This window comes from Photobacterium sp. GB-50, from assembly GCF_003026755.1.
Taxonomy (GTDB): domain Bacteria; phylum Pseudomonadota; class Gammaproteobacteria; order Enterobacterales; family Vibrionaceae; genus Photobacterium.
The window spans coordinates 78,102-94,614 of sequence record NZ_PYNX01000012.1 but is presented as its reverse complement, the minus strand read 5'-3'; the positions used below and the strand labels follow the sequence as shown (position 1 = coordinate 94,614).

The 16,513-nt window shown below is 42.1% G+C and carries 15 protein-coding genes; 4 read left to right on the top strand and 11 right to left on the bottom strand.

Annotation, left to right across the window (positions count from 1 at the left end; all coding sequences use genetic code 11):
- Positions 1–6 precede the first annotated feature (6 nt).
- The 3 genes from pyrI to C9J41_RS15045 all read left to right on the top strand — a co-directional run bounded on the left by pyrI (position 7) and on the right by C9J41_RS15045 (position 1,686).
- Positions 7–474, top strand: a complete 468-nt coding sequence (pyrI, locus tag C9J41_RS15055) for an aspartate carbamoyltransferase regulatory subunit (protein WP_107207673.1) — start codon at positions 7–9, stop codon at positions 472–474.
- Positions 475–692: 218 nt separating this feature from the next.
- Positions 693–1,184: an arginine repressor gene (locus tag C9J41_RS15050; RefSeq protein WP_107207672.1), complete on the top strand. Its 492-nt coding sequence runs from the start codon at positions 693–695 to the stop codon at positions 1,182–1,184.
- A 115-nt stretch (positions 1,185–1,299) separates the two neighbouring features.
- The gene (locus C9J41_RS15045; RefSeq protein ID WP_107207671.1) at positions 1,300–1,686 is read left to right on the top strand and encodes a RidA family protein; all 387 of its coding nucleotides are present in this window, start codon (positions 1,300–1,302) and stop codon (positions 1,684–1,686) included.
- Positions 1,687–1,784: 98 nt separating this feature from the next.
- Here C9J41_RS15045 and idi read toward each other — a convergent pair whose 3' ends face one another.
- From idi to C9J41_RS15000, 9 genes are all read right to left on the bottom strand, one after another.
- Positions 1,785–2,309: an isopentenyl-diphosphate Delta-isomerase gene (gene idi, locus C9J41_RS15040; protein WP_107207670.1), complete on the bottom strand. Its 525-nt coding sequence runs from the start codon at positions 2,307–2,309 to the stop codon at positions 1,785–1,787.
- Between the two features lie 108 nt (positions 2,310–2,417).
- Entirely contained in the window at positions 2,418–3,143 is a 726-nt protein-coding gene (locus C9J41_RS15035; RefSeq protein ID WP_107247474.1) for a 1-acylglycerol-3-phosphate O-acyltransferase, read from the bottom strand.
- Between the two features lie 173 nt (positions 3,144–3,316).
- Positions 3,317–5,593: a DNA topoisomerase IV subunit A gene (gene parC / locus C9J41_RS15030; protein WP_107207668.1), complete on the bottom strand. Its 2,277-nt coding sequence runs from the start codon at positions 5,591–5,593 to the stop codon at positions 3,317–3,319.
- Between the two features lie 73 nt (positions 5,594–5,666).
- Positions 5,667–7,550 carry a DNA topoisomerase IV subunit B gene (parE, locus tag C9J41_RS15025; RefSeq protein WP_105059453.1) on the bottom strand — a complete coding sequence of 628 codons (1,884 nt, stop codon included), beginning with the start codon at positions 7,548–7,550 and terminating at the stop codon, positions 5,667–5,669.
- A 214-nt stretch (positions 7,551–7,764) separates the two neighbouring features.
- On the bottom strand, positions 7,765–8,343 hold the full coding sequence (gene yqiA / locus C9J41_RS15020) for an esterase YqiA (RefSeq protein WP_107207667.1): 579 nt from the start codon (positions 8,341–8,343) through the stop codon (positions 7,765–7,767).
- Positions 8,343–9,167: a 3',5'-cyclic-AMP phosphodiesterase gene (gene cpdA, locus C9J41_RS15015; RefSeq protein WP_107207666.1), complete on the bottom strand. Its 825-nt coding sequence runs from the start codon at positions 9,165–9,167 to the stop codon at positions 8,343–8,345. Before cpdA ends, yqiA begins: the two co-directional genes overlap by 1 nt.
- Positions 9,168–9,205: 38 nt before the next feature.
- Positions 9,206–9,634: a DUF1249 family protein gene (locus C9J41_RS15010; RefSeq protein WP_107207665.1), complete on the bottom strand. Its 429-nt coding sequence runs from the start codon at positions 9,632–9,634 to the stop codon at positions 9,206–9,208.
- A 38-nt stretch (positions 9,635–9,672) separates the two neighbouring features.
- Positions 9,673–10,296, bottom strand: a complete 624-nt coding sequence (nudF, locus tag C9J41_RS15005) for an ADP-ribose diphosphatase (protein WP_107207664.1) — start codon at positions 10,294–10,296, stop codon at positions 9,673–9,675.
- A gap of 100 nt (positions 10,297–10,396) precedes the next feature.
- On the bottom strand, positions 10,397–10,618 hold the full coding sequence (locus tag C9J41_RS15000) for a hypothetical protein (protein WP_107207663.1): 222 nt from the start codon (positions 10,616–10,618) through the stop codon (positions 10,397–10,399).
- Between C9J41_RS15000 and tolC the strand changes: the two genes are divergently transcribed.
- Complete coding sequence (gene tolC / locus C9J41_RS14995) at positions 10,617–11,915, top strand: outer membrane channel protein TolC (RefSeq protein ID WP_107207662.1); 1,299 nt, start codon at positions 10,617–10,619, stop codon at positions 11,913–11,915. The two genes, C9J41_RS15000 and tolC, sit on opposite strands and share 2 nt — an antisense overlap.
- A gap of 74 nt (positions 11,916–11,989) precedes the next feature.
- Here the strand turns inward: tolC and hldE are convergent, their stop codons facing one another.
- On the bottom strand, positions 11,990–13,420 hold the full coding sequence (hldE, locus tag C9J41_RS14990; protein WP_045083504.1) for a bifunctional D-glycero-beta-D-manno-heptose-7-phosphate kinase/D-glycero-beta-D-manno-heptose 1-phosphate adenylyltransferase HldE: 1,431 nt from the start codon (positions 13,418–13,420) through the stop codon (positions 11,990–11,992).
- 78 nt (positions 13,421–13,498) lie between these two features.
- Positions 13,499–16,396: a bifunctional [glutamate--ammonia ligase]-adenylyl-L-tyrosine phosphorylase/[glutamate--ammonia-ligase] adenylyltransferase gene (gene glnE, locus C9J41_RS14985; protein ID WP_107294732.1), complete on the bottom strand. Its 2,898-nt coding sequence runs from the start codon at positions 16,394–16,396 to the stop codon at positions 13,499–13,501.
- Positions 16,397–16,513 lie beyond the last annotated feature (117 nt).

The window sequence follows — 16,513 nt, the reverse complement described above, 5'->3', positions numbered from 1 at the left end:
ATGATCATGTCTAAAGAAACCCAACTAAAAGTTGAAGCAATCAAAAACGGCACTGTTATCGACCATATTCCTGCGCATGTGGGTATCAAGGTACTTAAGCTCTTTAGTATGGATAACTCGAACCAACGAGTGACAATTGGTTTGAATCTGCCTTCGTCAGCACTTGGTGCCAAAGATCTGATCAAGATCGAAAACGTCTTTATCAATGAAGATCAAGCTAACCAACTCGCACTCTATGCCCCGAAAGCAACCGTTAACCAAATTGAAAATTATGAAGTAGTAAAGAAACTTAACTTATCATTACCTGACTTTATTAGTGCGGTATTTAAGTGCCCAAATACTAACTGTATTTCACACGGTGAGCCGGTAAATAGTGGCTTTAAGGTACTGACTAAAAAAGCAGACATTCAACTTAAATGTAAATACTGCGAAAAAGTTTTCTCTCGCGAAATCGTGACAGAGTGCAATGCATAACTTTGTTATAAACAGCCCGTTAGCTTCATAGCGGGCTTTATTCATTAAATCTCAGCCACAAAATAACACAAAATACCAGCTAGGTATTATTTAGTGATAACCATCAAGTTTCTTCTGATTATTCCCTGTTATCATATTTGCATTAAATATCACAAAAAGTGATTATTATTGCGATATCGAACAAATAAAATGCATAAAAAAGCGACAAGGAGCTGTCCATGAATGGACATGAATCACCACACGGGATCATCAGTCATTATTGCGAAAAAAACATGACAGCCGTTTGTAAACAATTATTACAAATGCACCATTTTTCTACTCAAGATCATATTCGCGACGCGCTAATTAAAGAGGGATTTGATGATATCAGCCAATCTACCGTTTCACGTCTTCTCACTAAACTCAAAATAGTAAAAGCACCAAATGTCTATGGTAAACGGGTGTATTGTGTTACTGAAACCACCAATCCCACATATACTGATTCTGAGATCGCTTCACAAATTGAATTTGTTACTCATAATAAATTAGTGATTGTAGTAAAAACCCATCCGGGTTCTGCACAACTCATCGCTAGAATTATTGACCTTAATCCCCATCAAGAAATTTTAGGCACCATAGCTGGCAATGACACTATTATGGTTGCACCTCGCAATATTGATCGGATCCGTGATTGTGAACAAGCCGTTTGTCTAAGTCTTGGGATGATATAAAAACGTTCTAATCAGCTTGAATCTTCCTGACTTAGCCCCCATAACACCATCAATCAGATAGCGTGACGTGTCACTTACGCTATAACAATCAAAAAAATATAAGTAAGGGTAAACAATGACTAAGGTTCTTCATACAGAGCAAGCTCCTGCAGCAATCGGTCCATACGTACAAGGTGTTGATCTTGGTAATATGGTGCTAACTTCCGGTCAAATCCCTGTAAACCCTGCAACAGGTGAAGTACCGGAAGCAATTGCAGCGCAAGCTCGCCAATCTTTAGACAATGTAAAGGCGGTAGTGGAATCTTCAGGTCTTCAGGTTTCTGACATTGTTAAGATGACTGTTTTTGTTAAAGATCTAAATGACTTCGCTGCCGTTAACGAAGTGTATGGTAACTTCTTTGATGAGCATAACGCACCTTACCCAGCACGCTCTTGTGTTGAAGTTGCACGTTTACCAAAAGATGTAAAAATTGAAATCGAAGCGATTGCTGTTCGTAAATAATCGTTGCTAATAAACGTTTCATTGCATCTTAATTTGCCATAAAAAAAGCTGCTAACGGGATCTCGTTGGCAGCTTTTTTATTCATAAAACAACACTAATTACTTAGTGGCAAAAGCAAACACTTGACTAAACCATGCCGTAAATAACTCAGGCTGAGTCTTTAGCGTTTGTTTAATCGTCTCTTCAGACCACCAGCGATAATCCATCACTTCATCAGCGTTAGGAACAACCTCTATCTCGCCAGCATCAGCCACCAGCACATGATCGAGCTCATGCTCAAATAATTGGTTATCAAGCTCTGCGTAATAACAGAAGTGACCAATATCAGATAATGAAGTCACTTGCGTGATCCCCATTTCTTCAGCTAATCGTCGTATCCCTGCTTGCTCTATCGACTCATATTGGCGAGGGTGTGAACAACACGTGTTAGTCCACAACCCACCACTATGATATTTGTGCAACGCGCGTTGATGAAGTAAGTATTCACGACCAGACGTGGTATTTCGATACAACAAAACCGAAAAAGCCAAATGCAAAGCACCTTGTTTATGCGCTGCCATCTTCTCTTGTAAGCCTTGAAATTCACCTTGGCTATCAACCAAGACTACATATTCTTCAGTCATCACTCTTTACTACTGTTATAAATTACCCCCTGATATTCAGGGGTTAAAATAAAACAAGGACATGTGATAAACATGTCCTTGTATATTAATACTTACGAGACAAATAAATTAGCGTTTACCTCGCTCACTCGCTTCTGCATTAAGCTCTGCTAATTTTTCAGCCATAACATCATGACAACGGCTAGAGAGGCTGCGAACATCTTCTTTATGTAAGCCGTCCGTTGAAATCGGCTTCATCACTTCGACAATCACGACACCGTTATCCCAACGATTTAACCTAACATGATCAGTTGAACTACACACAATCGGTACAACAGGAACGTTCGCGCCAATTGCAGCATGAAAAGCACCGGTTTTAAACGGTAATAAACCACGACCACGAGAGCGAGTGCCTTCAGGAAACATCCACACTGACACTTTGTTTTGCTTAATTTTATCGACAACTTGACCTATGGTACCCACTGCTTTGCTGCGGTTTGCACGATCAATTAAGATGTTACCCGTGATCCAGTATAGCTGACCAAATAACGGTAACCATACTAAACTTTTTTTACCCACGGTAACGGTACGAGGCATGATTGCACCAGAAACCGTAAAAAGATCATAATTATTCTGGTGGTTCGCAATATAAATAGCAGAGCCTACTTTTTCAGCACCCTCTGCGTATCGGAACTCTAATTTGATCCCGAGTACACGTGACATTTTGCTAAACAAACGTCCAAAGGTATAAACGTGTTTAGGGTTACGTGGGCTTAATAAACAATATCCGCAACCAAAAATAAACGTCACGATAGCAAAAATTGCGATAGCAAATATCCGCAAAACAAAAATCATTCTAGCTCTCCTCAGCGTACAAGCGTTCGCTAGTATACTCACAGCAAGAGAAAATACACGTTTTATGTGTATTCTTTACTCACTTGTTATTCGCTGATCAATAGAAACGATACGCACAGCTTAGATCAAAAAAGCCCTCAACTTGAGGGCTTTGAATAGCGCATCAAAAATAACTATTCCGATGGAACGTCAGAAGATTGCTCGTTTGGTGAATCAATCTCCATCCGTGTTACTCGCTGTAAGCCTCGAGGTAACATCGCACCTCGACGTCCACGCTCACCACGGAAATTATCGAGATCCGACGGTTTCAATCCTAGCTTACGTTTACCCGCATACAGGGTGACATGGGTATCAGCACTTATTACCGTCAAGTACGATAAGAATTCTTCACGCGCCTTTGAACGTGCAGATGGAATGTTGATGATCTTATTCCCCTTACCTTTCCCCAGTTGCGGTAAATCTTTAATTGGGAACAGTAACATTCGACCTTCATTGGTAATGGCTAATATCTGATCATTCTCAATGTCAGCAACAGGCTGTGGCGGCAGCACAGCAGCATTTTCAGGTACCGTTAATAAGGCTTTACCGCTCTTATTTTTCGATACCATATCTGTGCTCTTACAGATAAATCCGTAACCTGCATCCGATGCCATTAACCAAATTTGATCGTCTTCTGCCATTAACACTTGGCGCATATTTGTGCCTGGGGTTAAATTTAAACGCCCCGTGATAGGTTCACCTTGGCTACGCGCAGATGGCAAGCTATGTGATTCTAACGCATAGCTACGTCCATCAGAGCCTAAGAAAATCGCAGGCTGATTACTCTTACCGCGAGCATGCGCAAGGTAACTGTCACCCGACTTATAGTTTAGCGTGCTCGGATCTACCTCATGCCCTTTAGCATGACGGATCCAGCCTTTCTCTGATAGTACAACGGTGATCGCCTCACTTGGGATCAAGTCACGTTCAGTTAATGCTTTCGCTTCTTCACGTTCAACTAATGGTGAGCGGCGATCATCACCGTACTTCTCAGCATCAGCGAGAATTTCTTTCTTAATTAAAGTATTTAAGCGACGCTCAGAGCCAAGTAACTTTTCTAGTTGCTCACGCTCTTTGGCTAATTCGTCTTGCTCTGCACGGATCTTAATTTCTTCAAGCTTGGCTAACTGACGCAGTTTAATTTCTAAAATTGCGTCTGCTTGAATCGCTGATAAACCAAAACGTGACATGAATTCTGCTTTTGGATCTTCCTCATTACGGATGATCTCAATCACTTCATCAATGTTAAGGTAAGCGGCCAGTAAACCTTCTAAGATATGTAAGCGTGCATTCACTTTATCTAAACGGTACTGTAAACGACGACGTACTGTTGTACGGCGATATTCCAGCCATTCAGCAATAATCTCCACTAAACCTTTAACTTGTGGACGACCATCTAGACCCAACATGTTCAAGTTCGCACGGAAGCTCTTTTCAAGATCCGTTGAAGCAAACAAGTGATTCATCAACTGCTCGCAATCAATACGGTTAGAGCGTGGCACAATCACAATGCGAGTTGGGTTTTCGTGATCGGATTCGTCACGTAAATCCTCAACCATTGGCAATTTCTTCGCACGCATTTGGCTAGCGATTTGCTCAAGCAGTTTTGCACCTGACGTTTGGTGTGGCAATGCGGTAATAACAATATCACCGTTTTCTTTGTGCCAAACCGCGCGCATTCTAATACTGCCTCGGCCACTCTTATAGACTTTCTTTAAGTCAGCTTTAGAGGTAATGATTTCCGCTTCAGTTGGGTAATCAGGGCCTTGAACAAACTCCATTAGCGCATCAAGATCTGCCTTTGGATTTTCAATCATATGTACTGCTGCATTGGCAACTTCACGCGCATTGTGCGGTGGAATATCAGTTGCCATACCAACAGCAATACCCGTTACGCCATTAAGCAAAATATGCGGCAGACGTGCAGGTAACATCTTAGGCTCTTGCATTGTACCGTCAAAGTTTGGTACCCAATCTGCGGTGCCTTGGCCTAATTCAGACAGCAACACTTCAGAAAATCGAGACAAACGTGATTCGGTATAACGCATCGCCGCGAATGATTTCGGATCATCCGGAGCACCCCAGTTACCTTGACCGTCAACCAGTGGGTAGCGGTAAGAAAAAGGCTGTGCCATTAATACCATGGCTTCATAACAGGCAGAATCACCATGAGGGTGATATTTACCTAATACATCACCCACGGTACGGGCTGATTTTTTATATTTTGCCGTTGCACTTAAACCCAACTCAGACATCGCATAAATAATACGGCGCTGTACGGGTTTAAGGCCATCACCGATAAACGGTAAGGCACGATCCATGATTACATACATGGAGTAATTTAAATAAGCGTCTTCAGTAAACTTCCTAAGAGGAAGCTGTTCAACGCCATCCATTGAGACATCAGTCATCGTTAGATAATCCGTCTTTAATTTTGCTTATCTGCCAGTTATTACTAGCAGATGAAATAGAGTAAAAAGCTGATCACACTTCAGCCATATCGCCTTTGCTTTGCAACCAGTGACGACGATCTTCAGCACGCTTCTTACCAAGTAGCATGTCCATCATTTCGTTGGTTTCACTGTCGTCATCAATCGTTAACTGCACTAAACGGCGAGTATTCGGATCCATGGTGGTTTCACGCAATTGCAATGGGTTCATCTCACCCAGACCTTTGAATCGCTGAACATTAACCTTGCCACGCTTACCTTTTAGGCGATCAAGAATACTGTTTTTCTCAGCTTCATCGAGGGCGTAGTACACTTCTTTACCCAAATCGATACGGTACAAAGGAGGCATTGCAATAAACACATGTCCGGCACGTACTAAGGTTTCAAAGTGCTTCATAAATAACGCACACAACAAGGTAGCAATGTGAAGACCATCGGAGTCCGCATCCGCAAGGACGCAGATCTTACCGTAACGTAGCCCACTTAAATCATCACTATCTGGATCAATACCAAGTGCGACCGAAATATCATGGACTTCTTGAGAGGCAAGGACTTGATCGGCAGACACCTCCCACGTATTTAAAATTTTACCGCGAAGTGGCATGATCGCTTGGAACATACGATCACGAGCTTGTTTTGCCGAGCCGCCCGCCGAGTCACCCTCGACAAGGAATAATTCAGTGCGATTAAGATCTTGTTGTGAACAGTCCGCTAACTTACCAGGCAGTGCTGGGCCTGATGCAATTTTCTTACGTACCACTTTTTTGCTTGCACGCATACGACGGTGCGCATTTGCAATACAGACTTCTGCTAATTGCTCTGCCAGTTGTGGACGCTCATTAAGCCATAAGCTAAAGGCATCTTTTACCACACCAGAAACAAACGCCGCACATTGACGTGACGATAAACGTTCTTTGGTTTGACCGGCAAATTGTGGATCTTGGATTTTTACCGACAGGACATACGCACAACGATCCCAAATATCATCAGCCGTTAATTTCACGCCTCGTGGCAATAAATTACGGAACTCACAGAATTCACGCATCGCATCTAACAAGCCCTGACGCAGACCATTAACGTGAGTCCCCCCTTGCGCTGTTGGGATCAAGTTAACATAACTTTCAGTGATCAATTCGCCACCTTCAGGTAGCCATAACAGCGCCCAATCAGCGGCTTCTGTTTGCGAACTGAACACACCAGTAAATGGTTCTTCTGGCAGTAATGTATACCCTTTTACACCTTCAGCAAGGTAGTCTTTTAAGCCGTCTTCATAACACCAACGAATCGTTTCATCAGTGATTTTATTGGTGAATACAATTTCTAAACCAGGGCATAACACTGCTTTAGCTTTTAAATTACTCTTCAGGCGGGAAACTGAGAACTTGGCACTATCGAAATATTTTGGATCAGGCCAAAAGTGAACACGTGTGCCTTTTGCGCGACGGCCACAAGTGCCAATCACCTCAAGCTCTGAGACCTTATCGCCATTTTCAAAGGCAATTTGATACACTTGACCATCACGTTTTACCGTGACTTCAACACGCTTAGAAAGGGCGTTTACAACCGAGATGCCTACCCCGTGTAAACCACCTGAAAATTGGTAGTTTTTACCAGAAAACTTACCACCTGCGTGAAGCTTACATAAAATAAGTTCAACCCCTGATACACCTTCTTCAGGGTGAATATCAACAGGCATACCACGACCATCATCAACCACCTCTAATGATTGATCGGCATGAAGGATCACTTCAACTTTACGGGCATGTCCAGCCAATGCTTCATCGACACTGTTATCGATAACTTCTTGACCTAAGTGGTTAGGTCGAGCCGTATCGGTATACATACCGGGACGGCGGCGTACTGGCTCAAGGCCATTAAGAACCTCAATGGCTCCAGCGTTATAGCTTTGATCTGTCATATCACGGAAATTTACGGGAAAGTTTTGAAAATAATAGTCAGTAACCCAGCGCTATATGTCAAGTTCTGGGACACATGAAGGCTCATGACTGTGAGTAATGATGTTATTTACAAGAACATCAGATAGAACATGTCATAGAAATATAAGTAATATCAGAAAACATATCGCGACACAGAGTCACTCGCGAATGCTAAACATGGCAGCATTCTACCAGTTATAATTCTAAGAATTGGATAATTGATGCAGGAAATCGTTCAAAATTGACAAAACTATGATCCCCATTAGGTTCAACGGTCAATTTTGATTCAGCATATTTCATTATGGATTGGCGATAATCTAATACTTCATCACCTTCTTGCAATAGCACCCAAAAACGTTGTGGAGCATGTAATGTCGCCACATCTAGTTGCTGCAATTGCGCCATATGCTGGGGAACAAGTACATAATTTTCGCCACTATATGGATTCTGCTGGGGTCCTAAATAATCAACTAACAACTCATAAGGTTTTACTGCTGGGTTAATTAATACCGCAGGTAAAGCAAACCGTTCACTTAACCAAGTACATAAATACCCACCTAATGAACTCCCTACTAAACCTATCTTGTACTCGTCTTTGCAGCGAAGGATCAACTGTTCAAGATAAACCTGCGCTTCTTCAGGGTAGCTCGGTAGTTGCGGCATCACAACCTTAATATCAGGTCGATGGTTTGCACAATACTGCGCCATTTGCTGCGCTTTTAATGATTGTGGCGAGCTATTAAAACCGTGCAAATAAATCAATAGTGATGCCATTAATACCCTGCTGAATCAAAAGTTGGTTGGAATACATCACCTTCAAGACGTTCAACGTGAGTAATAATATCCCCTGTCGCGGTTAATTCTAAATAACGCCAACCTGGGGTTACTTGATCTAATGCAAAATCATCAGAATCGGGTAGAAATTGAATACACGTCGAAGGTGTCGCTAGCACTCTGACATCACGATGAATACGATCCAACTCTTGATGAATATGACCGCATAAAATAGCTTTTACTTGAGGATGTTTATCAATGACCTGCCACAGCGCATCACTATTGTGTAACTGATGCTGATCAAGCCATGCGCTCCCCGCGGGTAACGGATGGTGATGAAGTAATACCAACGCATGTCGCTCAGGGTGTAGCGATAAAGCATGATCAAGTAGTGCTAATTGATGATGAGATAATTCGCCATGTGGAACACCAGCCACTTGGCTATCAAGTAGGACAACTTGCCAATGATCACCGACCAATATTTGTTCACTATCTTTAATTTGTTCAGAAGGTAATATTGATGCCATGGTTGGTTGGTAATCGTGATTGCCCGGTAACCAAAAACACGGTTGTTCCCAACGAGCAATGCCTTCAGCAAAACGTTGGTAGGAATCAGGAGTGTGATCTTGGGAAATATCTCCCGTTGCAACAATTGCATCAAATTTACGCGTAGAAGCATCTACCGCATTAAGGACGGCATGAAAGCTCTGTTGAGTTGCCACACCAAGCAGAGCGCCTGATTCATTGGCAAACAAATGAGTGTCTGTAATTTGAAGAAGAACCACACTATCAGGGTTCGTCTGTGGCAGCGAATAGGTCTGCAAAACGTCAAAAACCTTGTCTTTTAATCAATCAAAAACAGTTAACAAACAGATTGGTTACTGATCCCACGGCGTAAACAATGGTTTAACCAATCGCCTAAAAAACGATTTACTTGATGTTTCTCATCTTTCTGATGCATACGCAAGTTAGGATAATCATATATTGGCTTTAAACGAGAAATCTGTTGAGCGGAACACACTTCTGCGACTCTAGCATCATGATAAAGCCTTACTGTTAACGCTGGCGATAAATAATCGACAACATCTTGATCACTCTTTAACCCTAGAGAAATCATCGTAGTATAGCGTGTGGATTCTATTATTTTTAAGCGATATATATCATCACACACTCGATAAAACCTTTCATCACCCACTTCGTCACTACGAGGTAATAACGGGAGCAACTTAGCATAATTGGTTTCATACAAGCGCATTAGGCTTGATAAATCGACAGAGTATCGAGAGTTCAATGACAAAATCCTTTAAATAGTTACAACCTTTTATTGGCCTATTGCTGTAACTGTAAATAATGAAGCTGTAACCATTGTAAGGCAATAATCGAGGCTGCATTTTCAATTTTACCAGATTCTACCCACTGATAGGCCTGTGTTCTTGACACAACATGCACCCGAATATCTTCACTTTCTTCAGCTAAACCATGAATACCACTCGCTGTTGTGCTATCAACAGTGCCAACGAATATATCCAGCATTTCAGAACAACCACCTGAGCTTGATAAATAACGCGTCACTTTTTGAAGTTCAGTGACGGTTAGCCCCGCCTCTTCAACAGCTTCTCGTTTAACGACCTCTTCTGCAGATTCACCTTGGTGATCAATCATGCCCGCGACAATTTCTAACTGCCAAGGCTCACAGCCAGCCGCCATCGCACCGACACGAAATTGTTCAATTAAAACAACCTCATCAGTGACTGGATCATAAGGTAATAAGGCGGCGGCATGCCCACGTTCAAACATTTCTCGATTGACCGTATCGCTCCATCCGCCTGCAAAAAGTTTATGACGAAAACGGTATTTCACCATTTTAAAAAAGCCATTGTAGACAATATCTTTCGCCTCAACTTTTACATCATCCACACCAAACTGCAGTGGACTTTTCTCATTTTGGCTCATCATTATTCCCTTGTATAAATAAAGTGCGCTAGCTCGCAATAATTAACAGATAATCATAACAAACAGAGAAGGTTAGCTATCTTTTCATTCAATCAGATTATCAGCAACGTTTAACTTCAACAAAATTAATAAATATTACATTTTTTTTTAAACCAAATTGATAAGAGTTTAAATTTCCACCACCATAAATAAAAAATAAACCATCATATTTAGGTAAATTTTTGCAATGATCAGTTTCAAGCAAGGCATGTTGAGGTAAACTACAATTTGTAATTATATTTTTAGCTCCCATTTTGTCAGCAAGACCAGGAAAGGCATCCATGAAAAAATTGCTTCCAATCGTTATCAGCCTTGCATTTGGCTCACTAAGTCAATCAGCTCTTGCTGATGATCTCGCTCAAATTTATCAGCAAGCAAAACAAAATGATCCACAACTTCTAAAAGCTGCAGCAGATAAAGATGCAGCATTTGAAGCAATTAACTCATCTCGAAGTACGTTACTACCGCAGATTAACTTAAGCGCGGGCTACAATACTTACCATTTAGATGCCAAAGACAAAAATACAGATGGATTTGTTGGCGGTCTTCAGCTTGACCAAGAGATTTATAATCGCTCAAGCTGGATTGGTTTAGATGTATCAGAAAAAAAAGCCCGTCAAAGTGATGCTGCATACTCAGCTGAGCAACAAGGCTTAATTCTTCGTGTCGCACAGGCTTACTTTAATGTTTTAGAAGCCAAAGACGATCTGAGTTTTGGTGAGGCCGAAAAGAAAGCTGTAGGCCGACAACTAGAACAGATGAAACAGCGCTTTGAAGTGGGTCTATCTGCCATTACGGATGTCCATGACGCCCAAGCACAATACGATAAAGTTGCAGCTGATGTGATTCTAAAAGAAAATGCAGTCGCAAATAGCTACGAAGAACTGCGTGAAATTACAGGCCGTGAGTACACCTCTCTGGATGCCTTGAACACCAAGACTTTCTCCGTAACGCCATTACAACAATCACCTGATACGTTTGTAAAAACAGCTGAGACTGACAACCTATCATTATTGGCGTCAAGAATTGGTCAAGATATCGCAAGAGACAATATTTCACTTGCAGAATCAGGCCATCTACCAACCTTATCGTTCACTTCAGGTTATCAATATAATAAGTCAGGACCGGGCACTCCAGATCCAGATCAAGGTTCTTTGACTGCAGGAATTCAGTTAAACCTTCCAGTCTACTCTGGTGGTAATATCAGCTCTCAAGTAAAACAAGCGCAATACGCATATGTTGCCTCTAGTGAAGAGCTTGAAGGCCAATACCGCACAGTTGTGAAAGATGTACGTAACTATTACAACAACATTCATGCCGCTGCTGGTTCAATAAAAGCATACAAACAGCTCGTTATTTCAGCTAAATCAGCTTTAGAAGCAACAGAAGCGGGCTTTGATGTGGGTACGCGTACTATTGTTGATGTTCTTGACTCAACAAAGAGCCTCTATTCAGCAAATAGCCTATTAGCTAATGCTCGTTATAATTATATTCTTGCACAACTACAGCTAAAACAAGCGGTAGGTACCCTGAGTGAGCAAGATATTGTTGATATAAATAAAGGCTTAATTAAACAATAAGTTTTAATCATCAAAAATAAAAAAGCGCCCAAAGGCGCTTTTTTATTATCTGCGATTTTTGTCGCTATAATTTATTAGCCACGACCACCACGGATCGCTTCAATAATTTTGGATGTAGAGCAGCCGTCTTCAAAGTTAAGTACCAGTACTTGACCACCAGCTGCCACAACTTCTTTACCACCCGCAATTTCTTCAGGTTTATAATCGCCACCTTTCACCAAAAGGCTCGGAAGCACTTCACTGATCAAACGTTGTGGTGTTTCCTCGGTAAACGGTACCACCCAATCAACTGCACCAAGACCTGCCAATACCGCCATACGACGATCTTCTGGGTTGACTGGACGACCAGGGCCTTTTAAACCTTTAACTGAGCTATCAGAGTTCACCGCAACAATTAAACGATCGCCTAATTTTGCCGCTTCAGTTAAATAAGCAACATGACCAGCATGTAAAATATCAAAACAACCATTTGTCATAACTACCGTCTCACCACGCGCACGTGCTGACTTTACGGCTTGAATTAATTGAGGCTCAGAAATAACACCAAAACCACTGTCTTGACTACCATGAATGGCATCTGTTAATTCAATAGTAGATAAGGTTGATGTACCCAACTTCGCGACAACGACACCAGCCGCAGCATTGGCTAATTTACACGCATCTGATAACGATTTACCTGCAGATAATGAAGCGGCTAGCACTGAGATCACCGTATCACCCGCACCTGTTACGTCATACACTTCTTGCGCTTGCGTTGGCATATGTAAAGGCTCACTGCCTTTTTCAAGTAACGTCATGCCATGCTCAGAGCGAGTGACTAACAAGGCTTCAAAATCAAACTTTTCAATAAGGGCTAACCCTTTCTCAACTAAGTCTTCGTCTGACGTGACTTTACCAACAACCGCTTCAAACTCAGATAAGTTTGGTGTAAGCAGTGTGGCGCCACGGTAACGTTCAAAATCCGAACCTTTTGGATCAATTAACACAGGCACATTTGCTTCGCGCGCTAATTGGATCATACCTTGAACGTGCTCTAATACACCTTTCGCATAATCAGATAAAATGACGGCTTTCACATCCGTTAAGGATTGCTTCATGCGCGCAATGATCGGTGCGGGATCAACGTTATGAAAACCTTCTTCAAAGTCTAAACGGATCAACTGTTGCCCACGACTCATTACACGAAGTTTGGTAATTGTCGGATAGTTAGGCAGTGAAACAAAATCACAATAAACGTTCAGTGAAGATAACTTTTCAGTCAGCGCTTTCGCTTGCTCGTCAATGCCCGTTAAACCAATCAATTTTGCATGCCCGCCTAATGCTGCAATATTCATTGCAACGTTAGCGGCACCGCCCGGGCGCTCTTCAATCTGATCAACCTTAACAACAGGTACTGGCGCTTCTGGTGAAATTCGCCCTGTAGGACCTGTCCAATAACGGTCTAGCATGACATCACCAACAATCAAGACACCTGCTTGGTTATAATCAGGAAGGGTCAGTTTCATTTTTTTCTCCGGGAATATGAAAACGCTCAAATACTAGCATAAACTAAAATCAAGATGCATCAGGACAATGTTATTCCGTTAATTATCATCACTATTGATTGGCTCTAAAATTTGCAGCCAGATCGCTTCAACATTTTCTCGTAGCTCAACAAATTGTTTATCAGATACATACGCATCTGATCCTAATAAATTAAGCTTATGGGTTTCATTACGCATTTCACAGTAAGCATGCTGGAGTAATTTTGCATCCTCAGCAGAAATGATGCCTTCTTGCGTCATTGATGAAAATATACGGATATTATCAGACCAACGAGTTACGTCAGGTTGCTCAGCAGCATTCGCTAACACAAGAAATTGGGCGAGAAATTCAATATCGGTGATCCCACCTTTATCTTGTTTTAAACCAAACATTCCCGCTTTTTTCTTACCTAAATGATCACGCATTTTATGGCGCATCTCGACAACGGCTTTGGCTAATTCATTTCGTTTGCGAGGAATTGATAATATCTGCTGGCGAACATCGGCAAAGGCATGCTGCAATTGTTGGTCACCATAAATCATGCGAGCACGAACAAGCGCCTGATGCTCCCATGTCCACGCCTCTTGCTGCTGATAATCAGCAAACGCGGTGACGGTACTGACCAATAACCCTGATGCACCAGATGGACGTAACCGCATATCAACCTCATATAACACGCCTGATGCGGTTCGAGTTGAAAATAGGTGAATGATCCGTTGCGCTAGACGTAAATAAAATTGACGGCCATCTATTTCTTTAAGGCCGTTGGTGTAAACATTATCAGGGCAATCATGCATAAAAACAAAATCAAGATCAGAGCCATAACCAAGCTCCCAACCACCAACTTTACCATAGCCCACAACACCAAACCCTTTCCCCTGTCGTTCAACTAAGTGGCTCGGCTCACCATATTTCTGAGCGATTTGTAACCATGCTTGGTTCACTACAGCTGCAACAATCGCTTCAGCTAAATAAGTTAAGTGATCACTAACCTTCATCACAGGTAAAATACCAGCAATGTCAGCCGCTGCAATTTTCAACAACTGAACTTGTTTAAACTGTCGAATCGCCTCCATTTGCTGCTCCATATCTTCCTCTGGAATACGAGCAAGATATTCACGCAATTCGTCTTTATAACTGGTGAGCTCTGTCGGCTTATAAAGGTGCTGTGGATCGAGTAATTCATCTAATAAAAGTGGATATAACGCCAGCTGATCGGCAACCATTGGGCTTGCTGCACAAAGTCGAATCAATTGCTGTAAAGCGGCTGGGTGTTCAACCAATAGCTCAAGATAAGTGGTACGTGTTGCGATCCGAATGATCAGTTTGGTTAAACGCGGTAACAGTTGAGTCGCATCATCTCGCATCACAACCTGTGATAATACTTCGGGCATTAGGCGAGCTAACACTTCGCGCCCACGGGGGCCCAATGTACGTTTAGATAGCTCAGCTTTAAAACCAATTAAGTGCTCTGCTAACTCAATGGATGCTGGCTCATTTAATTCAGCAAGGATCGCGAGTAAGACTTCATAATTGAGCACCATTGCCCACATTTCATGATATTGAGCATCAACACTTGCTTGATCATCTTGCTCCTCCACACCGATGATATCTTCAAAAATCAAGTGAATTGCAGACATATGAGATTCGACATCTTGCAGTAAAGCAGCCCAATCAGCATATCCCATTGCACACGCTAAACGTGCTTGATCAAGTGCTTTATCTGGTAACGTTTGGGTTTGTTTATCATCGATTGCTTGGAGTAAATTCTCTAAACGGCGCAAGAAACAATAGCCATCTTGTAACACAGCCACATCTTGTGATGGCAATAAACCTAATTCATTCATCGCTGATAAGGTGGGCAGTAATCCTCGTCCTCGCAGACTCGGTTCACGTCCACCACGGATCAACTGAAATGACTGCGCGATAAATTCAACCTCTCGGATCCCACCAGCGCCTAATTTAATATTATTGCTAAGTCCTCGACGTCTTACTTCACTGCTGATCATCGCTTTCATGCGACGCAAAGCTTGTACAGCACTGAAGTCGATATAACGACGAAAAACAAAGGGCCGTAGCATTTGACGTAATTCTTGATACTGGCTAAAGCTTTCTTTGCCCATCACGCGCGCTTTGATCATCGCATAACGTTCCCAATCACGTCCTTGCTCTTGGTAATAATCTTCAAGGGCAGCATAGCTCATCACTAATGGGCCACTGTCGCCAAAAGGACGTAAACGCATATCAACGCGATAACAAAAGCCATCATAAGTTTGTTGATCTAACGCTTTAATCAACTTCTGTCCTAGACGGGTAAAGAACTGCGCATTGGCAAGACTTCGACGCCCACCTTGCGTTTCACCATTTTCTGGATAGGTAAAAATAAGATCGATATCAGAAGAAAAGTTTAGCTCTCCACCACCCAGTTTACCCATTCCTAATACCAACATAGGTTGAGCTTCACCGCTTGCGTTCATTGGTGTGCCCCAATCAGCACAACATTGACGATATAACCAATGGTAGGCTTCCATGATCAACGCTTCAGCAAGCTGCGATAAAGACTCTAAACTCTGCTTTAACGGGACAACATTAGTAAAGTCATGCCAAGCAATAAGGCACATTTGTCGACGACGAAATTGCCTTAACACATGCATTAATTGGTTTTCATCTTTCACATCATTTAACTGCTCAGATAAGCACTGGCGGTAATCAATCGATTCAAGATGCTGACGATGATGCAGTAGCCAAGTTAGCCATTCAGGATCTTGCACTAATGACGAAAAAATAAAATCACTTAAGCCTAAAACTGAACGCAGCTCTTCTCTATCTTGCCCTTGCCATTGCGCTAACGCTTCAGGGTGATGTTCGGCAAGTTTATGAATAGCAAGATCAGCGGCATCAGCCAGAGAAGTAAAACGAGAAATATTAGGAAAAAAAGCGCTCTTTTCTACAGTCATGTGCTTTCCTTGAACAAGTAATCTGACAGAATTGTTTCTACATTAGCATAGAAAAACGCCCATCAAATGATGGGCGTTATAATTTTATACATTACTGATTATCTCATTACACGAGGC

Bases quoted from the DNA above. Each gene is read 5' to 3' on its own strand.
- pyrI (WP_107207673.1), top strand. From the start codon at position 7: ATGTCTAAAGAAACCCAACTAAAAGTTGAAGCAATCAAAAACGGCACT.
- C9J41_RS15050 (WP_107207672.1), top strand. From the start codon at position 693: ATGAATGGACATGAATCACCACACGGGATCATCAGTCATTATTGCGAA.
- C9J41_RS15045 (WP_107207671.1), top strand. From the start codon at position 1,300: ATGACTAAGGTTCTTCATACAGAGCAAGCTCCTGCAGCAATCGGTCCA.
- idi (WP_107207670.1), bottom strand. From the start codon at position 2,309: ATGACTGAAGAATATGTAGTCTTGGTTGATAGCCAAGGTGAATTTCAA.
- C9J41_RS15035 (WP_107247474.1), bottom strand. From the start codon at position 3,143: ATGATTTTTGTTTTGCGGATATTTGCTATCGCAATTTTTGCTATCGTG.
- parC (WP_107207668.1), bottom strand. From the start codon at position 5,593: ATGACTGATGTCTCAATGGATGGCGTTGAACAGCTTCCTCTTAGGAAG.
- parE (WP_105059453.1), bottom strand. From the start codon at position 7,550: ATGACAGATCAAAGCTATAACGCTGGAGCCATTGAGGTTCTTAATGGC.
- yqiA (WP_107207667.1), bottom strand. From the start codon at position 8,343: ATGGCATCACTATTGATTTATTTGCACGGTTTTAATAGCTCGCCACAA.
- nudF (WP_107207664.1), bottom strand. From the start codon at position 10,296: ATGAGCCAAAATGAGAAAAGTCCACTGCAGTTTGGTGTGGATGATGTA.
- tolC (WP_107207662.1), top strand. From the start codon at position 10,617: ATGAAAAAATTGCTTCCAATCGTTATCAGCCTTGCATTTGGCTCACTA.
- C9J41_RS15000 (WP_107207663.1), bottom strand. From the start codon at position 10,618: ATGGATGCCTTTCCTGGTCTTGCTGACAAAATGGGAGCTAAAAATATA.
- hldE (WP_045083504.1), bottom strand. From the start codon at position 13,420: ATGAAACTGACCCTTCCTGATTATAACCAAGCAGGTGTCTTGATTGTT.
- glnE (WP_107294732.1), bottom strand. From the start codon at position 16,396: ATGACTGTAGAAAAGAGCGCTTTTTTTCCTAATATTTCTCGTTTTACT.